We start from the raw sequence: 26543 nt of genomic DNA, 5'->3' as shown, positions 1-26543 counted from the left end.
AGTGAGAGCTGAATCACTGAACGAAGGGGTGCCACTCAGGTAAGCCTAAGTTAAGTTGAGCGCGCCGCATTCTCCTGCCATGTCGGCATTACCGCCCAATGTCCCTTGTTCGGATCCCATCCGTTTCCCGCCCCTCGTGGAGCCCCGTATGCGACCTGCCCGTCTCTCCGTCGTCACCGCCACCGCCGCGGTGCTGGCCCTGACCGCCGTCACGGGGTGCGCCGAGAAGAGCGAATCCAAGGGCGGCGCGGGCGCCGTCCAGGTCACCGCGAAGGACGACGCCTGCGAGGTCTCCACGAACGAGTTCCCCGCCGGCCATCTCGAACTGGCCGTCGAGAACAAGGGGTCCAAGGTCACCGAGGTCTATCTCCTCTTCCCCGACGACCGGATCGTCACCGAGCGCGAGAACATCGGCCCCGGCACGAAGGCGAAGATCACCGCCGAGGTGAAGTCCGGTGCGTACGAGATCGCCTGCAAGCCCGGCATGAAGGGCGACGGCATCCGGCAGAAGGTCACCGTGACCGGCGGTACGGCCGCCAAGCGCAGCCCGGAGATGGACGCCGCGGTCGCCGCGTACCGCGGATACGTCCAGGAGCAGGCCGATGCGACGCTGCCGAAGGTGAAGGTCTTCACCGACGCCGTGCGCGCCGGTGACCTGGAGGCCGCGAAGAAGGCGTACGCGCCGTCGCGGATCGGCTGGGAGCGTACGGAGCCGGTCGCCGAGTCCTTCGGCGACATCGACCCGAAGGTGGACGTACGCGCCGACGGCCTGGAGCCGGGGCAGAAGTGGACGGGCTGGCACCGGCTGGAGAAGGAGCTCTGGCAGGACAAGAAGCTCGGCCCGGACGCGAAGACCCTCGCCGACGCCCTCGACAAGGACCTGCTGGACTGGCAGAAGCGGGTGGGCCGCGCCGAGATCACGCCGACGTCCATGGCCAACGGCGCGAAGGAACTCCTCGACGAGGTCGCCTCCGGCAAGGTCACCGGCGAGGAGGAGCGGTACAGCCACACCGACCTCGTCGACTTCAAGGCCAATGTCGAGGGCGCGGAGCACTCGTACGAGCTGCTGAAGCCGGTGGCCGCGAAGAACGACCCGGCGCTGGTGACCGAGCTGGACAAGCAGTTCGCCGCGCTCAACACGCTGCTGGACACCCACCGGGAGGGCGCGGAAGCGAACGGCTCGTCGGACGCGGCCGGTTCGGCGGACTCGTACACGTTCACGTCGTACGAGAAGGTCGGCAAGGCGGAGCGCAAGAAGCTGTCGGACGGCGTCAACGCGCTGGCCGAACCGCTGTCGAAGCTCGCCGCCGCCGTGGTGAAGTAGGCGACCGCGCGCGATGTCCGGCACCGATGAGATGAACGACGAAGCGAAGGGCGAGGCCCCGCCCGCCCCGTCCCCGGCCGTCCCGTCCCCGGCCGTCCCGTCGCGGCGCGCCCTGCTCGGCTGGGGCGGTGCCGGGCTCGCGCTCGGGGCCGCCGCGGCCGGCGGCGCCGTGGCGGTGGTCCGGGTCGGGGACGCCGCCGAGCCCGCCGCCGACAGCGGCGCCGCGGTGCCCTTCCACGGCGCGCACCAGGCGGGTATCGCCACGCCCGTCCAGGACCGGCTGCACTTCGCGGCGTTCGACGTGACGACGGACGACCGCGCGGAACTGGTCCAGTTGCTGAAGGACTGGACGCGGGCCGCCGAGCGGATGACCGCGGGGCACGCGGTCGGCGAGGGCGCGTACGGCGGTCTCGCCGAGGCGCCGCCGGACGACACGGGCGAGGCGCTGGGGCTCAAGCCCTCCCGGCTCACCCTGACCGTGGGCTTCGGCCCCGGGCTCTTCGCGCACGGCACGGAGCGCACGGACCGGTTCGGTCTTGCGGCGCGCCGACCGGACGCGCTGGTCGACCTGCCGAAGTTCCCGGGCGACCACCTCGACCCGGCGCGCGGCGGCGGCGATCTCTGTGTGCAGGCGTGCGCGGACGATCCGCAGGTCGCCGTGCACGCGATCCGTAATCTCGCCAGGATCGGCTTCGGGAAGGTCGCGGTGCGCTGGTCGCAGCTCGGCTTCGGCAAGACGTCGTCGACGACGCCCGGCGCGCAGACCCCGCGCAATCTCTTCGGGTTCAAGGACGGCACCAGCAACATCGCCGTCACCGAGACCGCCGCGCTGGACCGGTACGTCTGGGTGGGTGGGCAGGAGGGGTCCGGCGGGCCGGAGGGAGCAGGCTGGCTCGCGGGCGGCTCGTATCTCGTCGCCCGGCGGATCTCGATGCGGATCGAGAGCTGGGACCGTACCTCGCTCCAGGAGCAGGAGGACGTCTTCGGCCGGGACAAGGGCGAGGGCGCGGCGGTCGGCACGGCGCGCGAGCACGACAAGCCGAACCTCGCGGCGATGCTGCCGACCTCGCATGTGCGGCTGGCCCATCCGGAGTCCCACCACGGGGTACGGATGCTGCGCCGCGGCTACTCCTTCACGGACGGTACGGACGGGCTCGGCCGGCTCGACGCGGGGCTGTTCTTCCTGGCGTACCAGCGGGACGTGCGGGACGCGTTCATCCCCGTACAGCGGTCACTGGCGCGCTCCGACGCGCTCAACGAGTACATCCAGCACGTGGGTTCAGCGGTCTTCGCGATCCCGCCGGGCGTCCGGGACAAGGACGACTGGTGGGGCCGGGCACTGCTCACCTGACCTGCGCATATTCCCAAAGGAGTTCCGACGTGTTCGGAAACTATCTGATCGGCCTGCGCGAGGGGCTGGAGGCGAGCCTCGTCGTCTGCATCCTGATCGCGTATCTGGTGAAGACGGGGCGGCGCGACGCGCTGCGGCCCATCTGGACCGGTATCGGCGTCGCCGTGGTGCTCGCGCTGGGCTTCGGCTTCGGGCTCGAATTCGGCTCGCAGGAGCTGACGTTCGAGGCGCAGGAGGCGCTGGGCGGCTCGCTGTCGATCCTCGCGGTGGGGCTGGTGACCTGGATGGTCTTCTGGATGCGGCGTACGGCGCGGCATCTCAGGTCCGAGCTGCACGGGAAGCTGGACGCGGCGCTGCGGATGGGGACGGGCGCCCTGGTCGCGACGGCGTTCCTGGCGGTGGGCCGGGAGGGGCTGGAGACGGCGCTGTTCGTGTGGGCGTCGGTGCGCGCCTCGTCGGACGGTACGCACGCGCCGCTGATCGGGGTGCTGCTCGGGATCGCCACCGCGGTCCTCCTGGGGTGGCTCTTCTACCGGGGCGCGCTGCGGATCAACCTGGCCAGGTTCTTCACCTGGACCGGCGGGATGCTGGTGGTCGTGGCGGCGGGGGTGCTCGCGTACGGGGTCCACGACCTCCAGGAGGCGCGCTTCCTGGGCGGGCTGTCGGACAAGGCCTTCGACATCAGTACGACGGTCCCGCCGGACAGTTGGTACGGCACGCTCCTGAAGGGCGTTCTCAACTTCCAGCCGGACCCGACGGTGCTTCAGGTCACCGTCTGGTTCCTGTATCTGGTCCCGACGCTCGCGGTGTTCCTGGCCCCGGTAGGGTGGCGAACCGTTCGTACGGGTCTTGGCAGGCGTACGGGACCTGGTAGGCGTCAAGGAACAGAGGCGGCCGATGAGCAGGCGGGGAAGGCCGATGCGGGGGACGCACCGGGCAGCAGGCCGGGCGGTGGCGGCCCTCGCGGCGGTGACGGTGCTGTCGCTGACGGCGAGCGGGTGCGTGACGGTGCACGGGGAGCTGGCGGTCCTGCCGTCGGCGGACCGGAGTGAGGCCGAGCGGGCCCTGAAGGATTTCACCGACGCGTACAACGCGGCGGACAAGGCGTACGATCCGGCGCTCGACGCGGACCGGGTGACCGGCGCGCTCGGCGCGATCAACCAGGCCGGTCTGAAGGCGCGTTCGATCACCTCCCCGAACGGGAACCCCGCGCACCAGCCGCTGGAGCTGGGCGACGCGAAGTTCACGATCCCGAAGAAGGCCGGCTGGCCGCGCTGGTTCGTGGCGGACACCGACAGCAACCGGGACCAGGACAGCGGCGGCGAGCAGGACACCCGCTGGGTGCTGGTCTTCCTGCGCAACGGGCCCGGCCAGAAGTGGGAGGTCCCGTATCTGACGATCCTCGCGGCGGACGCGGTCCCGGAGTTCAGGACGGACGGCGAGGGCTGGGGCGAGGCGGTGGAGCCGGGCAGCGAGGGGCTGTCGGTGGCGCCGAAGGATCTGAGCGCGGAGTACGCCTCGTACCTGGAGGACGGCGAGCCGGACCGCTTCGCGGACGGACCGCACACCAGCGAGTTGCGGGAGACCCGCAGGAAGAAGGAGCGGCTGCAGGGTCTGACGACGCAGTACGTCGACCAGGCGGCCAGCAGCGGCGACTTCGAGCCCCTGGGGCTCGCGACGCGGGACGGCGGCGCGCTGGTCTTCTTCGCCACGCGCTACTTCGAGCGGCTGACGGGCGCGAAGGGCGTCAAGCCGGAGCTGAGCCCGGACGTGAAGGCGCTGACGACGGGCGAGGTGACGAGCACGCTCACCAAGGAGTGGATCTCCAGCCAGGTCGTCCTGGTCCCGCCGGCCGACGCGGGTGACCCGAAGGTGACGGTGGAGGGACGGCTCCAGGGCGTCATCGCGGCGAAGGGCTCGTAGGCGCCGGACTCGTTGGCGCGGGACGCACGTCCAGGCGCCGGGAGCGCGCCGGACGGGCGGTGGCCCGTCCGTCCGGCGACGCCGCCCGGCGCAGCCCTAGCGGCCCAGGGGCCAGGCCACCGCGTGCGGGTCCAGTTCGCCGTTCTCGCCCGCGTACCGCGCGCACGCGTCGGTCAGCGTCTCCAGGAGGGTCAGCGGGTCCGGGAGCGGGTACTCGGGGCCGCGCAGCCAGCGGACGGACAGTTCGCCGGGGAGCCGCGCCGGGGGTACGAGGACATAGCTGCCCCGGCAGTGCCAGCGCAGCCCGGGGTGCTCGTCCATCGTCTCGGGGTGGCAGTCCAGCTCACAGGGCCACCACTCGTCCTCGTCCTCCGGGGTGCCGCGGGTCGCGGTGAAGAAGAGCATCCGGTCGCCGCCGGAGTCGGCGACGGGGCCGACGTCGATGCCCTGTTCCAGCAGGCGTTCCAGGGCGCGGCTGCCCGCTTCGAGGGGGACGTCGAGGACATCGTGGATCATGCCCGTCGCGGTGATGAAGTTGGCCTCGGGCTGGTTGCGCGCCCAGCGCTCGATCTGCGCCCGGTCGGTCGTGGACTGGGTCTGCCAGGCGAAGGAGATGGGGTGTCTGGCCGGGGTGGGACAGCCGATGCGTTCGCACGAACATCGGTATCCGACGGGGTGGGCGGCGGGCGAGACGGGCATTCCCGCTTCGGCCACGGCGAGCAGCAGCGCCTCACGGCCCGCCGCGTCCCCTTCGAGCGTGGCAGCGGCGCTCTTCTTGGGTCGCCTGCGCAGCCACTGGGGAATCCTGCTCTCCGTGCCGCGGTAGCGGCCGAAATCGTCGCCCATCTATCCCCTCGCCCTCATGCTCGTCCCTGCGGACTCTTCCCATGGTCGCACCATCCTGCGCCTCGGGTCGCCGCGCTCCCGCACCGGGGGCGGAGGGCTCATCCCTCACAAGCCGGAGAATTGCGGCTTATGCGGCGGTACGAGGGGGTGATGGGCGGCTCCGGGGCGGCTCGGGCGCCCGGTGGTCTTCACCACACCCGCCCCACATGCCTCGACGCGCCCCCGCGCGCCCCCGGGGCGCCGGGCCCCGGGCCGGTCCGCCCCGGTCCGACCCGGCCCGGCCCGGTTCAGGTTCGGGGGGCCAGCCCGTGGAGCGCGTACTCGACGACCGTGTCCGCGTACTCGTGCGTCAGCGGGAGCGTCCGCAGCAGCCAGCGGTGGGCGACCGGCCCGACCAGCAGCTCCAGCGCGATCCGCAGGTCGAGGTCGCGCCGTACGGCACCGGCGTCCTGTCCGGCGGCCAGGCGCCGCACATACAGCCTGAGCTGCGGTTCGAGCAGCTTGCGCGCGAACTCGGCGCCCAGTTCCGAGTCGATGATCCCCTCGGCGGCGAGCGCCCGGGACGGCAGGTCGTAGGCGGGGTTGTTCATCTCGTCGACCGTGGCGCGCAGCACCAGTTTGAGGTCGGTCTCCAGGTCTCCGGTGTCGGGGATCTCGTACGCCGTCGCCCCGCCGCCCGCCTCGCGCGCCGCCTGGTCGCCGAGGTCGACGAAGGCTTCCAGCAGTACGGCGGCCTTGGAGGGCCACCAGCGGTAGATCGTCTGCTTGCCGACCCCGGCGCGGGCCGCGATGCCCTCGATGGTCGTGCGCGCGTAGCCGGACTCGGTGACCAGAGCGAGAGCGGCGTCGTAGATGGCGCGGCGGGACCGCTCGCTGCGGCGGGAGGAGTCGGGTGCCTTGCTCTCAGCCATGACGGCCAATCTAGTCCTTCTCCCGGGTGGCGGGAGCCGCACCCAGGCGGGTCTGCGAGTCGAAACGTACCGTCTCGCCCAGCCGTCTGACATGCGCAAAGAACCACCCGAACGGTGCACAGCGCGCGGACCGTACGCGGCGGACCATGACACTCACGCACACATCGTGCGCACCGCCGCTCGTGAGGAGCCTCCGTTGCCTCGTGACGCCTCGCCCCGCAGCTATCTGATGTGTCCGCCGGAGCACTTCCGCGTGACGTACTCGATCAACCCCTGGATGGATCCGACCAAGCCCGTGGACCAGGCCCTGGCGCTCGTCCAGTGGGAGGACCTGCGCGACCGCTACCGGGCGCTCGGCCACACCGTCTCCGTACTCGACCCCGAGCCCGACCTGCCCGACATGGTGTACGCGGCGAACGGTGCGACGGTGGTCGACGGCCGGGTCCTGGGGGCGCGGTTCGCGCACGAGGAGCGGTTCGGGGAGGCGGAGGCGCATCTGGACTGGTTCCGGAGCCACGGCTACCCGGACATCAGCGAGCCCGTGCACATCAACGAGGGCGAGGGCGACTTCGCCGTCACCGCCTCCTACCTGCTGGCCGGACGCGGCTTCCGGTCGAGCCCGCTCTCCCACGGGGAGGCGCAGGAGTTCTTCGGCCGCCCGGTGATCGGCCTGGACCTGGTCGACCCGCGCTTCTACCACCTGGACACGGCGCTCTGCGTACTGGACGACGCGGCCGACGAGATCATGTACTACCCGGACGCGTTCTCCCCCGGCAGCCGCTCCGTTCTCGCCCGGCTCTTCCCCGACGCCCTGATCGCCGCCGGCCCCGACGCGGCCCGGCTCGGTCTGAACGCGGTGAGCGACGGCCTCCACGTCCTGCTGCCGCAGGCCGCCACCGGGCTGTTCGAGCCGCTGCGGGAGCGGGGGTTCGAACCGATCGGGATGGACCTCGGGGAACTGCTCAAGGGCGGCGGCAGCGTCAAGTGCTGTACGCAGGAGCTGCGCAGACCCGCGAGAGCCGTGGAGGCCGTGCCACGGGGCTAGCTCCGCGTGCGCAGCCGACCCGAGAATGTGCTTGACCTGGGTGGCGTTCGGCAACGGATGCACGTAGGCGGCGCCGGCCGCCGCCATCGCAGCGGGCGCCGCGTCCGCTGCGGCCGGCTGGGCTTCCTTCGCTGCCCTGAGCACCGCCCGAGCCGCGTCGCGCAGCGCTCTACCGCGCTTGCCGCCTCTGGCGAACTCCCCTGCTGTGTCGATCGCGTGGCCGGCAGGATGAGCGCTGGGGCAGGGAATCGCGGCGGCCATCCCGACCCCGCGACCACCCTGGCCACCGGCACCTCACGCACCCGGCCCGAGCTCGGTGCGGACTTCCACCCGCTGCTTGAGGCCGGTGTTGAACGCGGCGTACCCGTCTTTTTTGGGTGTTCTCAGGAAGGGCCGGATCAGGGTGACCAGGGCGCCGGAGAATTCCTCGTGGTTGGTCAGGCGGGTGGTGCCGTCGTGGTTGGGGGAAAGGACGAAGGAGTGCCGGCCGTGGAACAGCTGCTTGATGCCGAGCGTGCCGACCCACCGCAGTTCCTCGCCGGGCGTCGCGACGGTGACCGTGGGCCTGAAGGTCATGCCCGGCATGCGCATCGTGAGCCGGCTTCCCACTTGAGCGGTTCCCTCGGCTGCGGAGAAGGTGCTCCACTCGCCGTAGGCGGCGAAGTCGGTAAGGACGTCCCACACCGCTTGCGGGGTGGCGTCGATGTCAATAACGGCGGTGAGGACCGGCTTCATGGTGGTTTCCACTTCTGGCTGGTGCGGCAGGGAGGGGCGGGGGCGGCGAGCGGGTGGTCCACCGAGGCCGGTGGGGCCGGGGACTGGCGTGGAGCGCAGTCCCCGGCGGGTCAGAGCGACACGCCCGGCGCGGCCCTGCGGGAGGGGGCGCTGTCGGTGCTGGTGGCCGTGGTCTCCTGCAGGCCGTGGTCGATGAAGTCGATCATCCAGGTGAAGCTGTCGTCGATGTCGGTGGCGAACTGGAACCCGCCGGCTGCTTCCAGGGATGCGTATCCGTGCAGGACGGTGCGCAGCATCCGCAGCGCGTGGATCTGCTGGTCCGGGTCGATGTGGTAGCCGTGGAGCATGGCGGCCCAGGAGTCGACCACCCGGTTGAGGGCGTCGATGAGGGGGTCGTCGGGCCCGGTGGGGCGGGCGGCGTTGGCTGCGGCGTATCGGCCGTGGTGGTCCTTGACGAAGGTCCGCATCGCCTGTGCGCCGCGGGCCAGGGCTTCGGTGCCGGAACGACCCTGAATGGCGTCGCGGATGGCGTCGGCGCACTGGTTCATGGCCAGGATGGCGATGCGGTGGGCGAGGTCGGTCTGGCCGGTGACGTGCTTGTACAGCGAGGGGGTTTTGACCCCGAGCCGTTCGGCGACCAGGCCCATGCCGAGCTGGTCGAACCCGACCTCGTCGACCAGGGCGGCGGCGGCTTCGGTGACCGCCGTGGCGGTGAGTCCGGCCCTAGGCACGGGAGGCCGTCTTGGCCAGGAACGGCAGGGCCAGCGCGAGGACCTGGTCGGGGGTCTGGGCGTGCGGGTAGTGGCCGGCGCCGTCGATCACGGCCAGCTCGCCGAGGCCGGCGGGCAGGTCGGCGATGATCTTCGCCCCTTCGGCGCGGGGGTCGGCCCAGTCGGGGTCCAGACTGCCCTCGACGATAAGGACCGGGCAGGTGACGTGGGCGAGCTGGGTGCCGGCGTCGGTGGGCTTGGACTTGCACATGTCCTGCAGGGCCTTCATCCGGCCGGGCTCACTCAGGTTGGCCTCGATGCGGGCCAGTTCGCTGTTCCAGTCGGCGGGCTTGGCCGGGTAGGCCACGTCGAGGTACTTCTTCCAGTCCGCCAGGCGCCCCCTGACGATGACCTGCGCCATCCGCGTGTACCCGGTCCGGAAGCGCTTGACCCGGATCAGCCCGCCCAGGTCGACCGGCTGCGCACGGGTGAACGGAGCCAGCTCGATCACTCCGCTGATCACGTCGGGCGCAGTGGCAGCCGCGATGGTCGCGGCGCCGCCGCTGATCGACTGCCCGATGATCACGGCCGGGCCGCCGAGGTGACGCACGACGGCGACCAGATCTCCGGCGATGTCGGTGCGGCTGTAACCGTCCCAGCCGAGGCTGGACTCCCCGCACCCGCGGATGTCGACGTTCGCGACCCGGTAACCGGCGGCCACGAGGCCGGGAACGAGGAAGCGGTAGGAGTGCCGGCTGTCGCCGATACCGTGCGCCAGCACGACCAGGGGACCTTCCCCGGCCACGTCGAAGGCGATGGTGTTCTTGCCGATTCTCAGGTGCTCGGTCATGCCGTCCTCCAAATAGCTAATCTGATTAGCTATAGGCTAGTCACATTAGCTACGAAGGTCAACACCACACCCAGCCGCGCTCGATCGGGGCCGGGCATCGGGAACGAAGACTCCCCGCCGAACGCCTTCGGGCCTGGCTTCCCAGCGGGACTGCTGGTTCCCCTCCCCAGCCGACGTGGTGGTCGGTCCGCCGGCCCTGGCTCCGCCCTCCTCGCTAGGTGACACAGAATTCGTATTGCCGTTCCCCATCCCGCCCGGCTGACCACGCTCGCCGGGGACCGGCCCGCAGCCGCGCTGGTGCCTGAGGACCACGCTGCGGTGATGGACCGGTGGGACGCCGCAGCGGCCGCGACCTGGAACCGGCACCTGTCCGCGCTGACCCCGTTCACCGCCTGGGCCGGGACGGCAGGAGATCCTCGCCACCGATCCGGGACGCTGACCGGGGCGGCGCAAACCCGCCTGCCGCTGCGACCGCTCGATCCCGCGCGCCCGGCTGGACAAGCCCGCACCAACGGCAAGGGAGGCGACAGTGAACCAGGCGGACTACGCCGGCCACCGCGCTGGTCCACTCCCCGTCGTCGGCATCGTCTGATGCATCCGGGGCGCGCAGCGGACAGCAAGCCCGTGTCCGGCTGCTACAGCCCGGCTCCGAGCTCGTCCATGCCGGCGGTCCGCAGCGGCCGGTGTCCCTGGTCGTCGGGCTGGGCGAGTTCGCGTTCGTAGTCGACGGTGATCGGGCCGTAGCAGTTGACCACCGAACTGCGCGCCGGGGGGATGTGCGCCAACACCTCGGCGTCCACCCCGCGCCCGGCGGTACGCAGTTCGCCGACGGCCTGGCCCATGTACTCCGTGTGCCAGCAGACCACTGCGTTCGTCACGACGGTCAGGCACCACGCCTGTTCGTTCTGCTGCTCGGGCCGGCGGCGGGTGACCTTGCCTTCGCGGGCGTAGTGGAGCCGGCGGCGCAGGGCGTGGAGGGACTCGCCCTTGTTGAGCCGCCGGGCGATCCTGCGCCGGCAGCCCTCGTCCGACAGGTACTTCGGCGCGTAGATCGTGCGCCGGATCGCGCCGTACTCCTTCAGCGCGGCGGCCGGTGCGTTCTGCCCGGCGTTCATGAGGCAAGTGCGTTGCCGGGTGACAAGGTGTCGGCTTCTTTAGAACACGCGCCCGACCGTAGGTTCATTCTGGCGCTGGCGCGGCCATCGTGGACCGGCTCACCTTCGGCGGCAACATCATCGAGACCGGTACCGAGTCCTACCGGCTCGCCAGCACCAGGTCCCGGGCCGCCGGGCAGGACGCTGCCACGAGCTGACCACGGACCCCACAGAGCAGGGGTTGGACGGCCGGGTCTTCCCGCGCGCAGCGGGCCCCTCGGTCACGGCATTGACCGCAGGGGCGGGTGCTGCGTCGTTATCCCTGAAGGCTGGAGCAGTGGCGGAGGTTCGGGGCCGGGATCCTCGGTGACCACGACGCCGGCGGCCACGTGGTCGAAACCGGCTGGCCAGCGAGTACGCTCGCTGGCCAGCGCGCCGGTCAGACGTGCCTGGAGAAGGTCGGCCGTGCTCAAGTTCGAGCCACGCAAGTCGGCCAGGCGCAGATCGGCGCTGCGGAAGACAGCGCCGCCTGCGTCGGCCTTGCGCAGGTTCGCCTCGCGGAGGTCGGCCTCGGTGAAGTCCGCGTCACGCAAGTCGGTTTCGACCAACCGGGCGCCCCGCAGGTCAGCCAGAACGCAGCGGGCCCGGCGCAGGATCGCGGTCTTGAGGTCGGCGTGCCGCAGGTTGACCGAGACGAGAGACGCCTGCGTCAGGTTGGCGTGGTACAGGCCCGCCGCCTCCATACAGGACCGGTCGAGGTTGACCTCATGCAGCCACAGCCCGTCGCAGTCGGCCCGGCGCAGGTCCGTGACGCTGAGGTTGACCCAGGACTGCTCCCGGGGTTGCAGCAACAACACGCCGAGCCCCGTCAGCGCCACCTGGGCGTCGGCGGCACGGACCTCCAGCGGCACGACGTCGTTGATGGGCACGTCCGCCGCTGGAGCTTCCGGTCCGGCGGGCGGCCACGGCAGGTGTGTACGCAGGTAAGCGGCCTGAATGGAGATGACGGCCTCACGGTCACGGGCGGAGTGCTCCGCGATTCGCCACAGCGCGTGGAGCCCGCCGATGCGCGTTTCCAGCTTGTCACTGCCGAGCTGATCGACGGCCGTGCTGAACCGGTCGGTGACATAGCCCTCCTGGGTGGCGCGCAAGCCCGCCTGGCTGACTTGCAGTTGCCGCCATGTGGCGTACGCGCCGAACAGCACGACCATGCCGCCCACGGCCTGCAGAAGCGTCGTACGGACGTCGTTCACCGCTTTCAGCCGGTCCTGCGCAGCGACGCTCGCCCCGGCGAGATCATGGTCGACCACCACACCCGGCAGGACGACAAGCACCGTGCCAAGAAGGGCCGGCCCCGCTGTCCCGGCCAGCAGGGCCGCGATCGCACGATGCCTGACCAGCCGGTCGCGCCACGGCCTGCGACCGCGGCCCGGCTCCCCCATCTCCATGAGCATGGGAGCCTAGGCGCCGCTCAAAAAACGATCAAGGTGCACGACTTCGAGCGGCGGCGTTCAACTGCCACTGGCTCGACGGGCCATCACCGGACGACGCAGGGCGTTGCCAGTTCTCATCGCTATTTTGCGGGTTGGTAATCCTGTAAGTCCTCAATTCGGCTTCAGTATTTGTGTTGCCGCCTCTCATCTGCGCGACGCCCGTCGACGCGGGGCGGGAAGACGGGTGACGTTCCCGGAGAGCTCAAGTTCCTCTCGGGCCTGCATCAGTTCAAGGTCGAGCTCGGCAATGATCCGCCGCAGCGCGGCGCTGACGGCCTGTTCCTTCGTGAGGTTCTCCGTGACGGCCGCCAGCTTCTCCTTCACCTCGCTGCACTTGTCGGCCGGTTCCCGCATGGCAGCCGGCGTGGTGTTCTGAGCTTTGACGCGGGCCTGGAACTCCTCGACGAGGTCCCTGTGGTCGCCGTAGGCGACGTCTCGCCTCAGGCCGGACTGTGTGCCGGTCCATCTCCACCAGCAGCGAGGCGATCGGGACGTTCGGCGGCATCCGCTCCAGCTCGGCGTGCAGATCCTCGGCCTCGGTGGGGATGTTCTCCGCGGTCAGCGGAGAGATGACCAACTCCCCGTCGTCGTTCAGCCGAACCGGTCCGTCGCCGCGCCCCAAGACCTCCTCCAGGTCGGTGAGGGCCTCATCCAGTTCGTCCATCACCAGCGGCAGCGCCTGTGAGGCGTCGGGGCTCTTGCCGACCAGACGGCAGAACTCCGTACGGTGTGTCTCCCACTGGGCGGGCTTGAACAGGTGGGCGGCCGGGTTGTCGTAGCGCCGCGAGCCCGGCACGAACACGTCGGAGGAGGACCATCGGGCCGGCAAAGCCGGTGACTTCGGCGGGCATGTCGTAGTGACGGTCGCAGACGGCCATGCCGACGCGGAGTTCACCCGGCACCGGCCGCGACACGGGGAGCGGTCGACGGGGGCCAGGGGAGTCCAGGGGGTTCAGGGGGTCCAGGGGTCACTTCCAGTCCCCCGAGCGGCGGTGCGGGTGGTTGCGGAGTTCGTCGTTCCAGGCCTGTACGGTGCGCCGGTCGCCGCGTGCGCGGGCCTCCTCGCGCTGACGGCAGAGGGCCGCGCACACATCGCATCCGGTCGCGGGATCGGGCTCAACTCCCGGCGGGGGTGCGGTCATCGCCCGGATCCGGAAGAGCCGGGGGCATCGGGGGCGTCCGGGCACAGCGCGTGGCCGCACTCGCACGGGGGCCACCTGAGCGCGCCCCCCGGGGCCAGGTCCGCGCCCTCGGCGCCGGGGCCGTACCCGGCCGCCGGTACGACGAGCGAGCCGTCCACCCCGTACGCGGCGATCAGCAGGGACAACCGCCTGCGCGCCTCACTGCCCTTCATCGGCCGGCCCCGCGTTCCGTCAACTCCGGTGCCTTGGACGGGTAGTTTCCGGTCAGCCATCGCCGCGCCCCTCTGTCGCCGAATAATTACTGTCTGTGCCCAAGCTTCGGCATTCGCGCGTACGCTGACCAGAGTTGAGAGCACGGCAACGGGCCTGGGGTGAAGGAGACGGACGTATGTCGGACGGGGTGAAGGGACCGACGGGGCCGGTCAGCGGGGCGGCCTACTTCGGCAACGAGGTACGGGAGTGGCGGGTCGGCAGGGGCCTGAGCCAGCGCGCGGTGGGCGCGCCCGCGCGGTACGGGCAGCAGTACGTGGCGAAGGTGGAGGCCGGGGAGCGGATGGCCAGTCCGGAATTCGCCGCCGGGTGCGACGAAGTCTTCGGCACGCCACGGATGTTCGCCCGGCTGCGGGACCGGTGCGCCGAGAAGGGCGGGTACCCGGACTGGTTCGAGCCGTACGTTCAGCTCGAACAGAAGGCCTCCACGGTACTGAACTACAGCAATAACCTGGTTGCCGGCCTGTTGCAGACCGAGGCGTATGCCCATGCGGTTTTCCGGAAAGGCTGCCCGACCGACGACGCGGACGAGACCAGCGCGAAGGTCGCACGCCGGTTGAAACGGCGTGACGTGCTGGAGCGCGAGGATCCACCATTGATGTGGGTCCTTCTGGATGAGTCCTGCCTTCGGCGGGAGATCGGCAGTCGCGCTGTCATGGCTGAGCAACTGGCGCACTTGATCAAGGAAGCGGAATCCCCTCGCTTCACCGTTCAGGTACTCCCGTACAGCTCAGGTGCTCCCGCCTGGCCGCTGGCATTCACGCTGATGAAGTTCGACGACAATGAACCGGACGTCCTCTACCAGGAGACTCTGGGGGCGGGCCATGTGACCGACTCCCGAAAGGTCGTGGCGGAAGCTGGCGTACTTTACGATCGGCTACGCGCCGATGCACTTGCCCCGGCGGCGTCAATCGATTTCTTGCGCAAGGCAAGGGAGGACTGGACCCCATGAACACATGCGACCTCTCCGACGCGCTCTGGGAGAAGTCCAGCTACAGCAGCGGCCACGAAGGCGAGTGCGTCGAGTTCGCCCGTAACCTCGTCCCCTCCGGCGTCGTCCCCGTCCGCGACAGCAAGACCCCCACCGGGCCCGTGCTCCTCCTCACTCCCATCGCCTGGAGCGACTTCGTCGCCTTCGCAGCCAACGACAACTAGTGCCGCATCAAGCAACGTTCGCCCTGTCCACGGTCTCGCGTAGGCGTTCGCCGGCGGCGTGCTTGTTCCGCAAGATGATGTAGCGGCGAATCATGCTGTCCTGCTCCTTGTGGCTGGAGTGGTCGGTGCCATTTCTTCTTCGGCTTGATGTGGCCGTAGAGCTTTACCTTGGCCAGGTCGTAGGCGGCGAACAGGTGCCTGACTCCGTGTGGGCGTGTGCGGGTCGCCCGACTGCGGCGTACCAGACCAGGGCCGCACATATGAAGGCCGTCGCCGCGGAGACCAGTGACCTTGTGAGGGTGTCGTTCCGTGCGCCGGAAACGAGGGCGACGGCCAGTGCCGTCGTCAGGGTGATGACGGGCAGCGCACGGGGGCTCCGCATGGCGCCTGGCGCGGCGGCTGGCGGCAGCAGCCAGGTTGCGAGGCCGTAACAGGCACAGGCCAACAGTGTGGCTCCCAGCACTTCGCTGGGCCGGTGGCCGCCGTTGGTCGCGCTGTAGGCGGCGATGCAGGCGAGCCACAGCACACCGGCCGTGGCGACGTAGGGGCGGATGCGGGGGGAAACCACCAGGACGGCGGCAAGAGTCAGCGCGGCGGGGATGGCCGTGTGCCCGCTGGGGAAACCCTGATCAAGGAGACTCTCGCGCGCGCCCACCAGATCGGGACGGGGCAGGATGGTCGATTTGAGCACCTCCTTGCCTCCGGCCGTGAGAATGACGACCCCGAGCGCCGCGCACCCCTGCCACCAGCACCGCCGCACCAGAGTGAGGACCACGATGACGGCCAGGCCCACCATCAGGGTGGGCTTGGCGCTCAATTCCAGCGGCGGCAGGGGCGTCGAGCCGTATTCCGCTCCTGACAGGGGGTAGATCCATACATCTTCAGGGTTGTCTCTACCGAGATCAAACAGGACGTTCTCAGCTCGTTGCCCCCACGGGGTGCAGATGGCGAGCAGGTAGACCGTCAGGAACCCCAGGGTGTACAGCAGAGCCGGCATCCACGGCCGTGTCGTACGCGACGGGCCGAGGCCGTCGGGGGCCTCGGGGGCCCGCCTTGAGGCCCCCGGACGGTTCGCGGGCAGGATCGGAGATTCGTGCTGAGTCATCGCTCTGTTTCTTCCGTTGGGGGGAGTTCGGTCACGCACGCCTTGTGGCACGACGTGGGCCGCCGGGCTCGGCCGGCCCACCGGGGGTCCGCTCCTATTCGGCGGGTGCCTGCCCCTGTCGGCGCTGGGCGGTGAACGCCAGGGCGGGGAGGGGTGCGATCAGCAGGAGGAAGACGACCAGGTCTGGAAAGGACTGCATGAACGCGTCCGGCCGGACGACGATCGCCTGCGTGCGGACGATCGCGACCGCCGCGACGGGGATCAGCCACCGGTGGTCGCCGGTGGCTGCCGTCGCAACCCACGCGCCGAGCAGCGCGGTGGCTTCGAGGACGAACAAGCCGCGCTGGAAAGCCGGACTGACGGAGATGATGTGCAGGCTCCCGGCAATGAACATGGCGAGTACGACGGGGGCCAGCCAGCGGTAGGAGCGGCGTCGCAGGCGGCTGGGACGGCAGAGCGCCAGCACGGCGCACGCGGCGCACAGTGTCCCCGAGAGCACCAGGTCACGGGCGGTTATCGGGGCGCCGAGACCGTAGTAGCTCAGGCCCGCCTTGCCCTCGTCGCCGAAGAACGTAGTGCTGTTGAACGTGGCACCGGCGTAGATCATCACCGTTGCGGCCGGCAGTGCGATCCAGGCCCTGCCGCGCAGCAGGGCGATCAGGCAGACCAGCGGAAGCAGCCCGTAGGGCAGCAGCCGTGTCCGGCCGCCGGGACCTTGCGCCCACGGGTACCAGCCGGAGAAGTGGAAGGCGATGGCGTGCTGTCCGGGGTCGATGCGCAGTGCCCAGTGCCACACATCCTGCAAGTACGGAACCAGCGCCAGCGCGGCGAGGACGAGAGCGGTCAGATGGATGCCGTCCAGCCACCACGGCCGGGCCGTGTCGTCGGCGACGGCACGGGCGCGGGCCTGCACCCCGGCACGCGCCAAGGCGGCAACTTCCCGCGGCGGGGGCCAGGAGCGGCCGGGATACGCCTCGGCCAGGCAGGCCAGCACTTCCTCTCCCTGCCGGGAACGGTAGGGCTCGGGATAGGTCGCAAGCAGCAGACGATTCACGCCGGGGCCACCCCGGCATCCCGCGAGTGTCCGATGACGACAGCCGCCGCCTGCTGCATCCGCAGCGCCTCCCGGGCGAGCGCCTCGGTGCCGTCCTCCGTGAGCCGGTAGTAGCGCCGCGCCCGCCCGTCCACGATCTCCTCGTCGCCGGCGGCCACCAGCCCGGCCCGCTCCATCCGCTCCAGCGCGCCGTAGAGAGTGCCGACAGCGATCCGGAGCCGCCCGTCGGTGGCCTGCCCGGCAGCCTTGATGATGCCGTAACCGTGCAACGGACCATCCATGAGTGCGGCAAGGATGAAGTACTGCGGTTCCGTCAAGGGCGGATTCCGTCTGGTCATGCGTCGAGCATATATCGAGCTACGAAATATATCCGCCAGCCTCGGGTGGTCACCGGCAGCGCCTCCACGCCTGCGGCGAGCGTCACCCTCTCCCGGCCGGCGGGCGCGACGGCGGTCTCCTCGACGCACCCGCGCGGCGTTGGCGGATGCTCACCGCGACCTGGTCCGGCCTGCCGGCAGCGTCGGGGCGGCCGCGATCGCCGACTTCGGCATCGATGTGGCCCGCATCCACTGGGATATGACGAGCATGTCCGTGCACGGCGCCTACCCCGAGGCCGGGCAGGACGAGGACTACCCGGTGGTCAAGTTCGGGCATCCCAAGGACCGGCGGGTGGACTTGAAGCAGGTCCAGGCCGGCATCGGGGTGGCCGCCGACGGCGGCGTCCCGGTCTTCTCCCGCGTCCTTTCCGGCGACGCCGGGGAGGTCTCCCAGGTCGTCGGCGCGATACAGGCCCTCAAGGCACTCGCCGGCGAGCGACGCCTGCTGATGGTCGCGGACTCCAAGCTGTATTCCTGGGGCAACATCGGTGCGCTGCTGGCCGCCGAGGTGGACTTCATCGCGCCGGTACCGGCGTCCAAGATCAGCGACGAGTTCCGGGCCGGCCTGGACCTCCAGCATGCCGCGCCGGTGGACTGCACCGCCGAGCGGGAGGAGCACCTGCCGCCCGAGCAGCGTGGGCACTACCGCGTCCTTCAGGACATCCAGCGCATCCCCGGGCCCCGCAAGCGCGATCCGGTGCTACAGGTGCGCCGGATCCTGGTGCATTCCACCGGTAACGCCGCCGGCCAGCGCCAAGCGCGCACCAAGCGGCTGGCCAAGGCCACAGCCGAACTGGAGAAAGTTCAGCGCGGGGCCGGTGGCCGCTACTACAACACGGCTGAGAAGCTCGCCGCCCGGGTCGGGGTAATCGCCAAGACCCGCAGGGTCGCCTCCTGCCTACGCACCGAGATCGGCACCGACGAGGAGGGCCGGCCGACCCTGGCCTGGCACTTCGACGAGCAGGTGCTGGTCGTGCAGGCGGCGGCCGACGGCTGGTACGCGCTGATCGCCTCCCGCCCGATCGAGCAGGCCACCCCCGCCCAGGTCCTGCTGGACTATCGTCCAGGTCGACCTCCTCGATCTGCTGGGACTCGACGTGCGACGCCCACGCTGGCTGCAGACCTGAACAGCACCCGCAGCGACCCGCGAAATGCGAGGCCAGGACGCCGCTGGGCAGCGGCCATGCCGCGGGCGCCGGGTGACGGAGCCCGCGCCGGCCGGCCGGCCCGGCCTCACTTCCGCCAGAACAGGTGGTGCGTCACGCCGCTCGGGCTGGGCACGACGTCCTGGTGGAACCGGTCGAGCAGCTCGTCGGGGGACTCCCACAGCCGGGCCCCGGAGCCGAGCTTCGTCGGCGCGACCGCCACATGCACGGTGTCGACGAGGTCGGCATCGAGGAACTGCCGGATGATCGTGGCCCCACCGCCAAGCCGGACGTCCTGGCCCTGCGCTGCCTCCTTCGCCTGGGCGAGCACCGCGGCCGGGTCGCCGTCGACGAAGTGGAACGTGGTGTCGGAGAGCGTGAACGACGGGCGCTTGTGGTGCGTCATGACGAACACCGGCGTGTGGAACGGGGGCTCGTCACCCCACCATCCCTGCCACTCGTGGTCCTGCCAGGGCCCGCGCTGCGGCCCGAACTTGTTGCGGCCCATGATCTCGGCGCCGATGTTGCGGGCGTAGTCCCGCGTGAAGTAGTCGTCCAGACCTCGGCCACCGGGTTCGGAGCGGTTGATGGGTGGGTGGTCGGTGGCAAAGGCCCAGGCGAGCAAGTTCCCCGGATCGGCATGGCCGAAAGGCTTTTCGAGGCTCTGGCCCTCGCCGGCGCCGAACCCGTCGCTCGAGACGGTGAAGTTCTGGACCCGCAGCAACTGGCTCATGTCGCTCCTCCTGCTTCGCACTTTCTGATCACCTGACGAACCGTAGACCGGCCGGGCCGGGAAAACTCATCGCCGCATCGTGCAGTTCTCAGCGAGCTCCCGCAGCCGCGCGCACGGCGACGACTCCCCGTGGTCATCCCCCGGCGCGGCCGCGTACCCCTCACCGGGCGAGCGTCCAGCGGAAGCGGGGGGGCTTCCGGTCCTTGACGTCCAGCCGGCGCAGAAACTCGGCAGCGACGGGCAGAGCGCCCAAACGCTTGGTCACCACGGCCTCGATCACGCACTCCATACGGGGGCGTTCCGTTCGTGGCCGCGGGGACCGGGAAGTCATCGACACACCCGATCGAACGTTGACAGGCCCGTGCCGGACACTGCCCGGCCCCGCTCTCCAGCCGAATCAGCGACCCGCGAAATACGGGACTAGTGCCGGGAGGGGCACTAGCCTTCGCGCGGCGGCCACGCGTCGCCCCAGTCCGTGTCCCTCGCCGCGCGGTAGAGGGGGCCGTGGCGCTTCGTGACCGTTTCGCGGCGCAGGGCGTCGTCCGCCGTGCAGAGTTCCAGGAGTACCTGGCCCTTGCGGATCTGCGGCCTGCGGGTCACGCGCGCCGGGGCCGGGTCAGGGGTGAAGCGGACCGCCGCTACGTAGCTGAACTTCTCGTCCTCGTACGGGAGTGAGCCGCCCTTCACCTGGCGGTGCAGGGACGATCTGCTGACCCGGGCCGAGAAGTGGCACCAGTCCGTGCCCGGGGTGATCGGGCAGGCGCGGTCGTGGGGGCAGGGGGCCGCGACGTGGAAGCCCGCGCCGATCAGGAGGTCGCGGGCCTCGATGATGCGCAGGTAGCCGTCGGGGGTGCCCGGTTCCACGATCACCACGGCCCGGGCGGCCCGCGCGGCCTCGGTGACCAGTGCCGTACGGTCCGGCGCGGCCAGTTCCTTCAGGACGTACGAGACCGTCACGAGATCGCTTCCGGCCAGCTTCAGGGCCTCCTCGATCCGACCGCCGCGCCATTCGGCGGCGCGCAGCGCGGGGAGGCCCGAGGACTGGGCCAGTTCGCGGCCGAGGGCGAGCGCCGGTTCGGCCCAGTCCAGGACGGTGGTGGCCCGTGGTGCGTCCGGGGCGTCGCCCCAGACCGCGTCCGCCGCCCATACCGCCGCCCCCGTACCGCCGCCCACGTCGAGGTGGCTGCCCGGCGTCCAGCCGGGCGCCGCGTCCGCCAGGGCCTCCAGTGCGGACCGTACGGCCTCGAAGGTGGCGGGCATCCGGTACGCGGCGTACGCGGCGACGTCCGAGCGGTCCCGGAGTACGGGCGCGTCCGTCGGGGTGGTCCCGCGATAGTTGGCGATCAGCCGGTCGACGGCCTGCGTGGCCTGCTTGGGCGGCAGCCCGTCGAGCAGGCGGCCGAGCTGGGCGCGCAGGGTTTCCGCGGTGGAGAGGGTGGCGTTCACCGGCCAGATTGTAGGCAACCGGGGCAACCCGCAGCGCCGCCGACAGGTCGCCCGCCCGTCACCCCGGTGCGAACGCCGAAGGCCTGACGGCCTGTTGCTACGCTGACGGCCTTGTCAGGCGGGGCGGGGGCTCTCACGGGAGGACCACGGGGACCATGGGGACCAGGTGGCAGCGGATCCGGCTCAAAACCATCGGCCCCACGGGGACCTTCAGACCCATGCGGCGGATGCGGCCCCTCGGGGAAGCCCCGACCAGGAGAGAGCGGATCGTACGCGGGTCCCTGGTGGCCGGAGTGATCGTGCTCGCGCTGCTGCTCCTGCTCGCCACCTGCGGCGGCCCGACGAAGGACGCCAAGGGCGACCGGGACGGCAAGAGCACGACCACCGGGACCAAGGCCACGATGCCGTCGCCGAGCGGTACGTCACGGATTCCGCAGCTCCCCGTGCCGGCCGCGTACGACACGGGGCGCGGCTGGGACATCATCGACGGCTCCCCCACCTATGCGATCGCCGAGGACACCGGGCTCGTCGCCTATCTGTCCAGGACCGACGACGACCGGTATCTGATCCGTACCGTCGACCCCGCCACCGGGAAGGCCGACTGGAACGGTGAGCCCCGGCGCACCCTGTTCCCCGCCGACCGCTTCCCCCGGCTGCTCACCGTGACGACCGGCGACAACCGGGAGTTCTTCGTCACCTGGTCGTACGGGCGGATCAACCAGGGTCCGGGGCAGCCCTCGGACGCGCTCATCTCCCTCGACATCTACAGCGCGTCCGACGGCTCCGTGCGACGGGTCGAGATCCCCTGGGCCGACGCGCCGAAGGTCACCGCGTCGGGGCCCGGCCTGCTGATCACCGACGGCAAGGCCACCAGCGCCGTCGTGGACCCGGTGACCGGCGAGGCGGTCAGTGTTCCGCCGGGCGCGCTCGGCTACCCCAAGGGCTGCAAGGAGTGCCGCAAGCTGACGCAGGTGCGCGGGACGACCGACAAGGGCCTGCTCGTCAGCGGCGCCAAGGAGTTCTGGGTGCGCGGCGGCTGGTACAGCAGGAAGGTCGCGCCGAAGGACACGGACGCGGCGACCGGGGTGCCCGCCTCGACGGCGGGCGGCTACATCCTCGCCACCTGGCAGAAGAAGAAGGGCGCGAAGGACGCCCGTACGCACGAGGTGTGGGCGCTGCACGACGCGGCGACGGGCAAGGCGGTGCTCCAGGTCCGCTGCCGCAAGCCCGCGATCACCCCGGCCGACGACCCGCAGCTCGTCATCTCGCCGCAGGGCAACTACCTGGTCGCCGGGCGGCTCGCCTTCGACCTGGAGGAGAAGCGCGCGTACTGCTTCGAGGAGGAGGACGGTACCCGCCCGCTGACGCTGGCCACGGTCGCGGACGACGGCACGGCGTACGGGGCGCGCAGCGCCCGGAGCGCGGCGGACGCGCTGGCGGGCGGGGGCAGCGCCCCGGTCACCGTGGATCTGGCGACCGCGACGCCCGAGACGCTGGCCCGCAATGTGCGGCTGCCCGGCGCGGAGATCGCCGGGGTCGGTCTCTTCCGCTGGACGGACGGCAGGGACAGGTCACATCTGACCGGCTTTCCGCACCGCGACAACTGGAGCTGAGGGCCCCGGGGACCGGGGCCTACGCGACCCGGGGCCGGGGAGGGGGCTGGCCGCCCGGCACATCTGGCGAGCCCTTGCGGAGGGGGATGTCTAGGCGTCAAGCATGTCCGTGAAGTAGGTGTCGTGTCGCACCTGGAAGGCCTTGGCCTCTTCGCGGCCGCGTTCCGCGTACTCTGCGGCCTTCTCGAAGTACTCCTCGCGCGGCGCACCCGGCGAGAAGATCATCAACATGGACAGCGGCTCATCGGAGTCGTTCTGGAAGGCATGCAGGCCACCGGCGGGCACGTAGAGGAAGTCTCCCTCCCCGCCCCTGATCCAGCGTTCGCCGTTGTAGAACTGGACCTCGCCGGAGAGCACGTAGAACGACTCCGAGATCGCCCGGTGGAAGTGCTCTTCGGCGCCCATGGTCTTCGGTCCCATGTCGACCTTGTACAGGCCGTACTCGCCCCCGGTCGTCTCCTCGGTGGCCACGTAGCTGATGTTGGTGGCGCCGATGAAGCCGGTGTCGGGCTCCTCGGCCGAGGGTTGGTACTTCGCGCTGATCTCGCCGTTGTCGTTGAGGTAGCGAGGGTCGGGGTACGACACGATGGTTCCTTTCGTGAGGGCGGTTTGACGCCGCGACGGGATTCTTCAGACAGAGCGGTTGGTAAGGGCGGTGACACGCCTGTCTGCTGCGTTGCCGCAGGTGGGCGGGGTGGGCCGAATGGGCGTGGTGACTCGCCCGGTCCGTGGTGCGGCCGGTCACTCAGCTGAGGATGAGCATGGTTGCCAGGGCCGGGCCGAGGGCTCCGCCCATGAGGTAGGCGAGTTGGAACAGGCCGATGGCGGTGGGCCGCTGACGTTCGGGGACGGCGGAGGCGGCGGCCATGGACTGGGTGGCGTTGGCGCCGGTCGCGGTGAAGACAGCCAGGCCGATCGCGAGGAACAGGACGATCGCGCTGTGGGCGAAGATCGCCGCCGCGGCGGCGAGCGCTCCGACCGCGAGCAGGAGTGCTCGTACCGTGCTCTGGCCCAGGCGCGCGGAGACGGCGGCGAAGGCGAGGGTGAGCATGGACCCGGCGATCATGGCGGTCATCTGGCCGACCGCGACCGATCCGGTCGACCAGTCGGCCCGGTCGGTGATCAGCTGGGGGATCCCGAACAGCAACGTGAAGTAGAGAACGGACAGGGCGACGGCGATCAGCACCGAGCCGCGGAAGAGCCGGGACCGCAGCGCGGCCAGGGGGACGTAGCCGTGCGGGCGGCGCCGTATGTGCAGGGCCAGGAGGGCGGCGGTGACGGCCGCCACGGCCAGGGCGGGCAGCGGGTTCGACGGCAGGAGGACGATGCCGCTGGACAGGATCGCGAGCAACACCGCGCCGCGGGCATCGAAGTGGCCCTCGGTCGTGGGGGGCGCCTTGGTGGTGTGCCGGCTGACGGCGGGGACGGCCAGGAGGGTGATGATCAGGATGGACAGGGCCGCCCGCCAGGAGACCACGTCGGTGAGGCGTTCGCCGAGCAGCGGGCCGACGCCTCCGAGGATCCCGGAGCCGGCGCTGATGACGCCCATGCGGCGGGCGGTGCCGGCGAGATTCATGGCAATGGCCATCATGCCCGCGCCGCCCGCCGCCTGTCCGGCCCGGCCGACGAGGGTGAGCGGCAGCCACGGCGAGACGGCCACGAGCGCGGTGCCGGCGACGACGAAGGCCGCGCTGGTCCACAGCGCCGCGCGGGTGCCACGCCGGCGCACCAACGTCGCGATCAGCGGGGTCGCGACGGCCAGCGTCAGCGCGAACACGGTGACCAGCCACGACGCGGTGGCCTTGGTGATACCGAGGGAGCGGCTCATGTCGCCGAGGATCAGGACGGCGGCGTTGTTGGCGGCGGCGACCGGAGTGGCGAGCAACGCCAGCCAGAGGACGGGGACGCGGCGGGTGGGTTCGTTCACGGAAGCGGGGGTGCGCGTGGTGGCTGGTCCGGTCGTGATGGACATGACTCTTCCTGTGCCGGTGGACAGTGGGATGGAAGGGAGGAGGGATGGGGCCGGACCACCCGGTTTGTCCGGTGGCGACGGCCTGGAGTTCCAGAGGGAGCGTGAGGCGAACGGCTGGCAGGGCGCGTAGGGCCATGGCCGGCCTGTTCACCTCGTAGGCGGTCAGCTCGCGGTCAGCTCGCGGTCACGTCGTCCAGCATCCGAGGCGCGTCGCCGTCGAACTCGATCCACGGGTTGGTGCCCAGCGCGTCTGCGCCCTCGGCACTCGGGGCCTCGTAGCGCATGACGAACTTCTCGGGGCCGTGGGCGTATGCCACGATCAGGCCGTGCTCGGCGTCCAGGAACGCGCCGTGGGGACGCTTGCCGGGGTAGCTGATGCGCCAGGCCAAGTCGCCGGTCTCCACTGCGGGCACGGAGAGCTTGACGACAACGCCGTCGGGGAGCCGGTAGAACCACGTCATCGGGCCGCCGGACACCACGGTCATGACCTCGTCGATGCCGACGCCGTCGTCGGTGGTGTTGACGTGGAGGCGGCCGAAGCGCGCCTGCACAAAGTGCTTGGCGTCGTCGTCCATGGCCTGCATGTCGTAGACCTTCGGGTACGGAGCGACCCCGTGCTCGGACGTGTTCAGATGGCCGCCGTCAGGGGCCTCGGGCGTGCGGCCGGCGAGCTGGATGTGCGCCAGCAGGTCGCTGCGGTGCTGGCTGAACATCGAGATCAGCCCGGCCTGCTCGTCCTCCGAAAGCGCCCGGGTCTTGGACACCTCCAGGATCGGGAGAGCCTGATCGGGAACGGGAGTCCGGCCGGCGTGGACGCCCACGGTGCGCAGCACCTCGTTGACGGCCTCGATGCCGATCGTGGACGGTCGTCCGTCGATGTAGGAGAGCGTGAGATCTGTCTTGGTCATTTCCAGTCCTGAGGTGAGTAGCGGTTGAACGGCCGCGGGAACCGCCGCCCTGCCCTCTTACGGTCAGGAGCGACTGGAACCCGCTGTCATCGACGCCCCTCCTGAGGGGTCGGCGCCGCGACACTTCGACCATCCGCCATCAGACTCGTTTATGGAAATACTTCCTGTGCATCTCTAGTATTCGCACCATGGATGAACTGCAGCGGATCGACCTCAACCGGCTCCTGACGCTGCACGCCCTGCTGACCGAGAAACACGTCACCCGCGCGGCAGTGCGGCTGCACAAGAGCCAGCCGGCCGTCAGCCACACCCTGGGGCAGCTGCGGACACACTTCGGCGATCCCCTTCTCGTGCGGCACGGCGGCCGCATGACCCTCACGGCACTCGCCGAGGCGCTGGTACAGCCCCTCGAAGACGCCCTGACCAGCTTGAACGACCTACTCAGTGCCCCCGACTTCGAACCGGCGCGCACCCGCAGGCGCTTCAGGATCTCGATGTCGGACTACGCGGCGCACATCCTGCTGCCCCCGCTGGTGCGCCATGTCCGCCACCAGGCACCCGGCCTCGACCTTGCGATCAGCCAGGCCAGCCGGGAAGCGATGCTCGCGCAACTCCAGGACGGCGAACTCGATCTCGCGCTGGGAATCTTTCCCCACCTGCCCGACGACATCGAGATCCAGGACCTCTTCCAGGAGGAATTCGTATGCCTGGCGGACAAGGCGGTCCTCCCCGGAAAAGGAGGGCTGTCGTTCGAGGAGTGGCTGGAGCGTCCGCACATCTCGCTGACCCTGCGACCCGATGCGAACGACGAGATCGAGAAAGCGCTGGCGGCACGCGGACTACGGCGGCATCTGGCCGTGACAATGCCCCACTGGAGCGCGGCAGCCGACCTGCTCCCAGGCACCGACCTCCTGCTGACCGTTGCCAGCCGGGCGGTGGGGCCAATGCGCCGGTACAAGACACTGCGGAAGTTCGCTCCGCCCCTGGAGCTTCCCCGACCCGCCTACCAGCAGGCATGGCACGTCCGGCGGGCAGGCGATCCGGCGCACCGCTGGCTGCGCCGGGCCGTGGTGACGTGCAGTCAACCCAGCGGCCCGAACGCCGCCACCACGGCGCCGGTGCATGGGGCCCGGTCATGAAGACGCCTGCCCCCGGACGAAGCAACCGCCGGTCCCGCAGCCCAGCACGAACTGACGCCCTCCCGCACCTGCCGTGCCTGAACGCGCACCAGGCGTCCCGGGCGGGCGTCCCCTCGCAGTCCTGCTGGTGTCGGTCAACCGACAAGGGACAGCGCCCCTCGGTCACCACCGTCTACCGCCCCCTCGCCGAGGACGACGAGGC

At 70.5% G+C, this 26543-nt stretch carries 28 protein-coding genes and 2 pseudogenes; 10 read left to right on the top strand and 20 right to left on the bottom strand.

What is annotated here, in order from left to right:
* Positions 1–148: 148 nt before the first annotated feature.
* The 4 genes from efeO to ACIBJC_RS23555 are packed head-to-tail and all read left to right on the top strand — an operon-like array spanning position 149 to position 4598.
* Positions 149–1324, top strand: a complete 1176-nt coding sequence (efeO, locus tag ACIBJC_RS23570) for an iron uptake system protein EfeO (protein WP_399295519.1) — start codon at positions 149–151, stop codon at positions 1322–1324.
* 31 nt (positions 1325–1355) lie between these two features.
* Entirely contained in the window at positions 1356–2675 is a 1320-nt protein-coding gene (gene efeB, locus ACIBJC_RS23565) for an iron uptake transporter deferrochelatase/peroxidase subunit (RefSeq protein ID WP_399296028.1), read from the top strand.
* 29 nt (positions 2676–2704) lie between these two features.
* Positions 2705–3727: an iron uptake transporter permease EfeU gene (gene efeU / locus ACIBJC_RS23560; RefSeq protein WP_399295517.1), complete on the top strand. Its 1023-nt coding sequence runs from the start codon at positions 2705–2707 to the stop codon at positions 3725–3727.
* A complete protein-coding gene (locus ACIBJC_RS23555) occupies positions 3678–4598 on the top strand; it encodes a hypothetical protein (protein WP_399295515.1) in 921 nt (306 codons plus the stop codon). The genes efeU and ACIBJC_RS23555 overlap by 50 nt, the downstream gene beginning before the upstream one ends.
* Before the next feature lie 96 nt (positions 4599–4694).
* On the opposite strand, the gene ACIBJC_RS23550 is transcribed toward ACIBJC_RS23555, so the two are convergent.
* Together ACIBJC_RS23550 and ACIBJC_RS23545 are read right to left on the bottom strand one after the other, a co-directional pair.
* Entirely contained in the window at positions 4695–5444 is a 750-nt protein-coding gene (locus ACIBJC_RS23550; RefSeq protein WP_399295513.1) for a bifunctional DNA primase/polymerase, read from the bottom strand.
* 287 nt (positions 5445–5731) lie between these two features.
* Positions 5732–6355 (bottom strand): TetR/AcrR family transcriptional regulator, encoded by a 624-nt coding sequence (locus tag ACIBJC_RS23545; protein ID WP_399295511.1) that lies wholly within the window; start codon positions 6353–6355, stop codon positions 5732–5734.
* On the opposite strand from ACIBJC_RS23545, the gene ddaH reads away from it, so the two are divergent.
* Positions 6297–7400 carry a dimethylargininase gene (ddaH, locus tag ACIBJC_RS23540; RefSeq protein WP_399295508.1) on the top strand — a complete coding sequence of 368 codons (1104 nt, stop codon included), beginning with the start codon at positions 6297–6299 and terminating at the stop codon, positions 7398–7400. The genes ACIBJC_RS23545 and ddaH overlap by 59 nt on opposite strands.
* A gap of 294 nt (positions 7401–7694) precedes the next feature.
* On the opposite strand, the gene ACIBJC_RS23535 is transcribed toward ddaH, so the two are convergent.
* From ACIBJC_RS23535 to ACIBJC_RS23520, 4 genes are all read right to left on the bottom strand, one after another.
* On the bottom strand, positions 7695–8135 hold the full coding sequence (locus ACIBJC_RS23535; protein ID WP_399295506.1) for an SRPBCC family protein: 441 nt from the start codon (positions 8133–8135) through the stop codon (positions 7695–7697).
* Between the two features lie 110 nt (positions 8136–8245).
* A complete protein-coding gene (locus ACIBJC_RS23530; RefSeq protein ID WP_399295504.1) occupies positions 8246–8866 on the bottom strand; it encodes a TetR-like C-terminal domain-containing protein in 621 nt (206 codons plus the stop codon).
* A complete protein-coding gene (locus tag ACIBJC_RS23525) occupies positions 8859–9695 on the bottom strand; it encodes an alpha/beta fold hydrolase (RefSeq protein ID WP_399295502.1) in 837 nt (278 codons plus the stop codon). The genes ACIBJC_RS23530 and ACIBJC_RS23525 overlap by 8 nt, the downstream gene beginning before the upstream one ends.
* A gap of 635 nt (positions 9696–10330) precedes the next feature.
* On the bottom strand, positions 10331–10810 hold the full coding sequence (locus ACIBJC_RS23520) for a Tn3 family transposase (protein WP_399295500.1): 480 nt from the start codon (positions 10808–10810) through the stop codon (positions 10331–10333).
* 80 nt (positions 10811–10890) lie between these two features.
* On the opposite strand from ACIBJC_RS23520, the pseudogene ACIBJC_RS23515 reads away from it, so the two are divergent.
* Positions 10891–11007 (top strand): annotated as a pseudogene (locus tag ACIBJC_RS23515) (AAA family ATPase); the annotation flags it as partial.
* 63 nt (positions 11008–11070) lie between these two features.
* On the opposite strand, the gene ACIBJC_RS23510 reads toward ACIBJC_RS23515, so the two are convergent.
* From ACIBJC_RS23510 to ACIBJC_RS23495, 4 genes are all read right to left on the bottom strand, one after another.
* On the bottom strand, positions 11071–12237 hold the full coding sequence (locus tag ACIBJC_RS23510) for a pentapeptide repeat-containing protein (protein ID WP_399296026.1): 1167 nt from the start codon (positions 12235–12237) through the stop codon (positions 11071–11073).
* A 189-nt stretch (positions 12238–12426) separates the two neighbouring features.
* Positions 12427–12636, bottom strand: coding sequence for a hypothetical protein (locus ACIBJC_RS23505; RefSeq protein ID WP_399295498.1), 210 nt, complete (start codon positions 12634–12636; stop codon positions 12427–12429).
* A gap of 614 nt (positions 12637–13250) precedes the next feature.
* A complete protein-coding gene (locus tag ACIBJC_RS23500) occupies positions 13251–13424 on the bottom strand; it encodes a hypothetical protein (protein ID WP_399295496.1) in 174 nt (57 codons plus the stop codon).
* Positions 13421–13636, bottom strand: a complete 216-nt coding sequence (locus tag ACIBJC_RS23495) for a hypothetical protein (protein WP_399295494.1) — start codon at positions 13634–13636, stop codon at positions 13421–13423. The genes ACIBJC_RS23500 and ACIBJC_RS23495 overlap by 4 nt, the downstream gene beginning before the upstream one ends.
* Positions 13637–13812: 176 nt before the next feature.
* Here ACIBJC_RS23495 and ACIBJC_RS23490 point away from each other — a divergent pair, with 176 nt between their 5' ends.
* Positions 13813–14646, top strand: coding sequence for a helix-turn-helix transcriptional regulator (locus ACIBJC_RS23490; RefSeq protein ID WP_399295492.1), 834 nt, complete (start codon positions 13813–13815; stop codon positions 14644–14646).
* A complete protein-coding gene (locus ACIBJC_RS23485) occupies positions 14643–14849 on the top strand; it encodes a DUF397 domain-containing protein (RefSeq protein ID WP_399295490.1) in 207 nt (68 codons plus the stop codon). Before ACIBJC_RS23490 ends, ACIBJC_RS23485 begins: the two co-directional genes overlap by 4 nt.
* A gap of 7 nt (positions 14850–14856) precedes the next feature.
* On the opposite strand, the pseudogene ACIBJC_RS23480 reads toward ACIBJC_RS23485, so the two are convergent.
* The 7 genes and pseudogenes from ACIBJC_RS23480 to ACIBJC_RS23450 all read right to left on the bottom strand — a co-directional run.
* Positions 14857–15088 (bottom strand): annotated as a pseudogene (locus ACIBJC_RS23480) (hypothetical protein); the annotation flags it as partial.
* Positions 15013–15846: a phosphatase PAP2 family protein gene (locus ACIBJC_RS23475; protein ID WP_399295488.1), complete on the bottom strand. Its 834-nt coding sequence runs from the start codon at positions 15844–15846 to the stop codon at positions 15013–15015. The gene ACIBJC_RS23475 and the pseudogene ACIBJC_RS23480, both read right to left, overlap by 76 nt.
* A gap of 202 nt (positions 15847–16048) precedes the next feature.
* Complete coding sequence (locus tag ACIBJC_RS23470; protein ID WP_399295486.1) at positions 16049–17008, bottom strand: hypothetical protein; 960 nt, start codon at positions 17006–17008, stop codon at positions 16049–16051.
* Complete coding sequence (locus ACIBJC_RS23465; RefSeq protein WP_399295484.1) at positions 17005–17346, bottom strand: PadR family transcriptional regulator; 342 nt, start codon at positions 17344–17346, stop codon at positions 17005–17007. Before ACIBJC_RS23465 ends, ACIBJC_RS23470 begins: the two co-directional genes overlap by 4 nt.
* 82 nt (positions 17347–17428) lie before the next feature.
* Positions 17429–18028, bottom strand: a complete 600-nt coding sequence (locus ACIBJC_RS23460) for a hypothetical protein (RefSeq protein WP_399295482.1) — start codon at positions 18026–18028, stop codon at positions 17429–17431.
* A gap of 590 nt (positions 18029–18618) precedes the next feature.
* Complete coding sequence (locus ACIBJC_RS23455) at positions 18619–19263, bottom strand: dihydrofolate reductase family protein (protein ID WP_399295480.1); 645 nt, start codon at positions 19261–19263, stop codon at positions 18619–18621.
* Between the two features lie 438 nt (positions 19264–19701).
* A complete protein-coding gene (locus ACIBJC_RS23450) occupies positions 19702–20709 on the bottom strand; it encodes a small ribosomal subunit Rsm22 family protein (protein ID WP_399295478.1) in 1008 nt (335 codons plus the stop codon).
* Between the two features lie 155 nt (positions 20710–20864).
* Here ACIBJC_RS23450 and ACIBJC_RS23445 point away from each other — a divergent pair, with 155 nt between their 5' ends.
* Complete coding sequence (locus tag ACIBJC_RS23445; protein WP_399295476.1) at positions 20865–22322, top strand: hypothetical protein; 1458 nt, start codon at positions 20865–20867, stop codon at positions 22320–22322.
* 90 nt (positions 22323–22412) lie between these two features.
* On the opposite strand, the gene ACIBJC_RS23440 is transcribed toward ACIBJC_RS23445, so the two are convergent.
* From ACIBJC_RS23440 to ACIBJC_RS23430, 3 genes are all read right to left on the bottom strand, one after another.
* The gene (locus ACIBJC_RS23440) at positions 22413–22907 is read right to left on the bottom strand and encodes a cupin domain-containing protein (protein ID WP_399295474.1); all 495 of its coding nucleotides are present in this window, start codon (positions 22905–22907) and stop codon (positions 22413–22415) included.
* A 160-nt stretch (positions 22908–23067) separates the two neighbouring features.
* Positions 23068–24294 carry an MFS transporter gene (locus ACIBJC_RS23435; protein ID WP_399295472.1) on the bottom strand — a complete coding sequence of 409 codons (1227 nt, stop codon included), beginning with the start codon at positions 24292–24294 and terminating at the stop codon, positions 23068–23070.
* A 173-nt stretch (positions 24295–24467) separates the two neighbouring features.
* Positions 24468–25202: a hypothetical protein gene (locus ACIBJC_RS23430; RefSeq protein ID WP_399295470.1), complete on the bottom strand. Its 735-nt coding sequence runs from the start codon at positions 25200–25202 to the stop codon at positions 24468–24470.
* 188 nt (positions 25203–25390) lie between these two features.
* Here ACIBJC_RS23430 and ACIBJC_RS23425 point away from each other — a divergent pair, with 188 nt between their 5' ends.
* Positions 25391–26341 (top strand): LysR family transcriptional regulator, encoded by a 951-nt coding sequence (locus ACIBJC_RS23425; RefSeq protein WP_399295467.1) that lies wholly within the window; start codon positions 25391–25393, stop codon positions 26339–26341.
* Positions 26342–26543 lie beyond the last annotated feature (202 nt).

Origin of the sequence: Streptomyces sp. NPDC050509 (assembly GCF_044457965.1) — a bacterium.
Classification (GTDB): Bacteria; Actinomycetota; Actinomycetes; order Streptomycetales; family Streptomycetaceae; genus Streptomyces.
The sequence above is the reverse complement of the archived record's forward strand: the minus strand, read 5'-3'. Positions and strand labels throughout refer to the sequence as shown.

Excerpts from the sequence above, each read along its gene's own strand:
- efeO (WP_399295519.1), top strand. The coding sequence starts at position 149 with ATGCGACCTGCCCGTCTCTCCGTCGTCACCGCCACCGCCGCGGTGCTG.
- efeB (WP_399296028.1), top strand. The coding sequence starts at position 1,356 with ATGAACGACGAAGCGAAGGGCGAGGCCCCGCCCGCCCCGTCCCCGGCC.
- ACIBJC_RS23550 (WP_399295513.1), bottom strand. The coding sequence starts at position 5,444 with ATGGGCGACGATTTCGGCCGCTACCGCGGCACGGAGAGCAGGATTCCC.
- ddaH (WP_399295508.1), top strand. The coding sequence starts at position 6,297 with ATGGCGCGGCGGGACCGCTCGCTGCGGCGGGAGGAGTCGGGTGCCTTG.
- ACIBJC_RS23545 (WP_399295511.1), bottom strand. The coding sequence starts at position 6,355 with ATGGCTGAGAGCAAGGCACCCGACTCCTCCCGCCGCAGCGAGCGGTCC.
- ACIBJC_RS23535 (WP_399295506.1), bottom strand. The coding sequence starts at position 8,135 with ATGAAGCCGGTCCTCACCGCCGTTATTGACATCGACGCCACCCCGCAA.
- ACIBJC_RS23525 (WP_399295502.1), bottom strand. The coding sequence starts at position 9,695 with ATGACCGAGCACCTGAGAATCGGCAAGAACACCATCGCCTTCGACGTG.
- ACIBJC_RS23520 (WP_399295500.1), bottom strand. The coding sequence starts at position 10,810 with ATGAACGCCGGGCAGAACGCACCGGCCGCCGCGCTGAAGGAGTACGGC.
- ACIBJC_RS23510 (WP_399296026.1), bottom strand. The coding sequence starts at position 12,237 with ATGGAGATGGGGGAGCCGGGCCGCGGTCGCAGGCCGTGGCGCGACCGG.
- ACIBJC_RS23505 (WP_399295498.1), bottom strand. The coding sequence starts at position 12,636 with ATGCGGGAACCGGCCGACAAGTGCAGCGAGGTGAAGGAGAAGCTGGCG.
- ACIBJC_RS23500 (WP_399295496.1), bottom strand. The coding sequence starts at position 13,424 with ATGACCGCACCCCCGCCGGGAGTTGAGCCCGATCCCGCGACCGGATGC.
- ACIBJC_RS23495 (WP_399295494.1), bottom strand. The coding sequence starts at position 13,636 with ATGAAGGGCAGTGAGGCGCGCAGGCGGTTGTCCCTGCTGATCGCCGCG.
- ACIBJC_RS23490 (WP_399295492.1), top strand. The coding sequence starts at position 13,813 with ATGTCGGACGGGGTGAAGGGACCGACGGGGCCGGTCAGCGGGGCGGCC.
- ACIBJC_RS23485 (WP_399295490.1), top strand. The coding sequence starts at position 14,643 with ATGAACACATGCGACCTCTCCGACGCGCTCTGGGAGAAGTCCAGCTAC.
- ACIBJC_RS23475 (WP_399295488.1), bottom strand. The coding sequence starts at position 15,846 with ATGCCGGCTCTGCTGTACACCCTGGGGTTCCTGACGGTCTACCTGCTC.
- ACIBJC_RS23465 (WP_399295484.1), bottom strand. The coding sequence starts at position 17,346 with ATGACCAGACGGAATCCGCCCTTGACGGAACCGCAGTACTTCATCCTT.
- ACIBJC_RS23455 (WP_399295480.1), bottom strand. The coding sequence starts at position 19,263 with ATGAGCCAGTTGCTGCGGGTCCAGAACTTCACCGTCTCGAGCGACGGG.
- ACIBJC_RS23445 (WP_399295476.1), top strand. The coding sequence starts at position 20,865 with ATGGGGACCAGGTGGCAGCGGATCCGGCTCAAAACCATCGGCCCCACG.
- ACIBJC_RS23435 (WP_399295472.1), bottom strand. The coding sequence starts at position 24,294 with ATGTCCATCACGACCGGACCAGCCACCACGCGCACCCCCGCTTCCGTG.
- ACIBJC_RS23430 (WP_399295470.1), bottom strand. The coding sequence starts at position 25,202 with ATGACCAAGACAGATCTCACGCTCTCCTACATCGACGGACGACCGTCC.
- ACIBJC_RS23425 (WP_399295467.1), top strand. The coding sequence starts at position 25,391 with ATGGATGAACTGCAGCGGATCGACCTCAACCGGCTCCTGACGCTGCAC.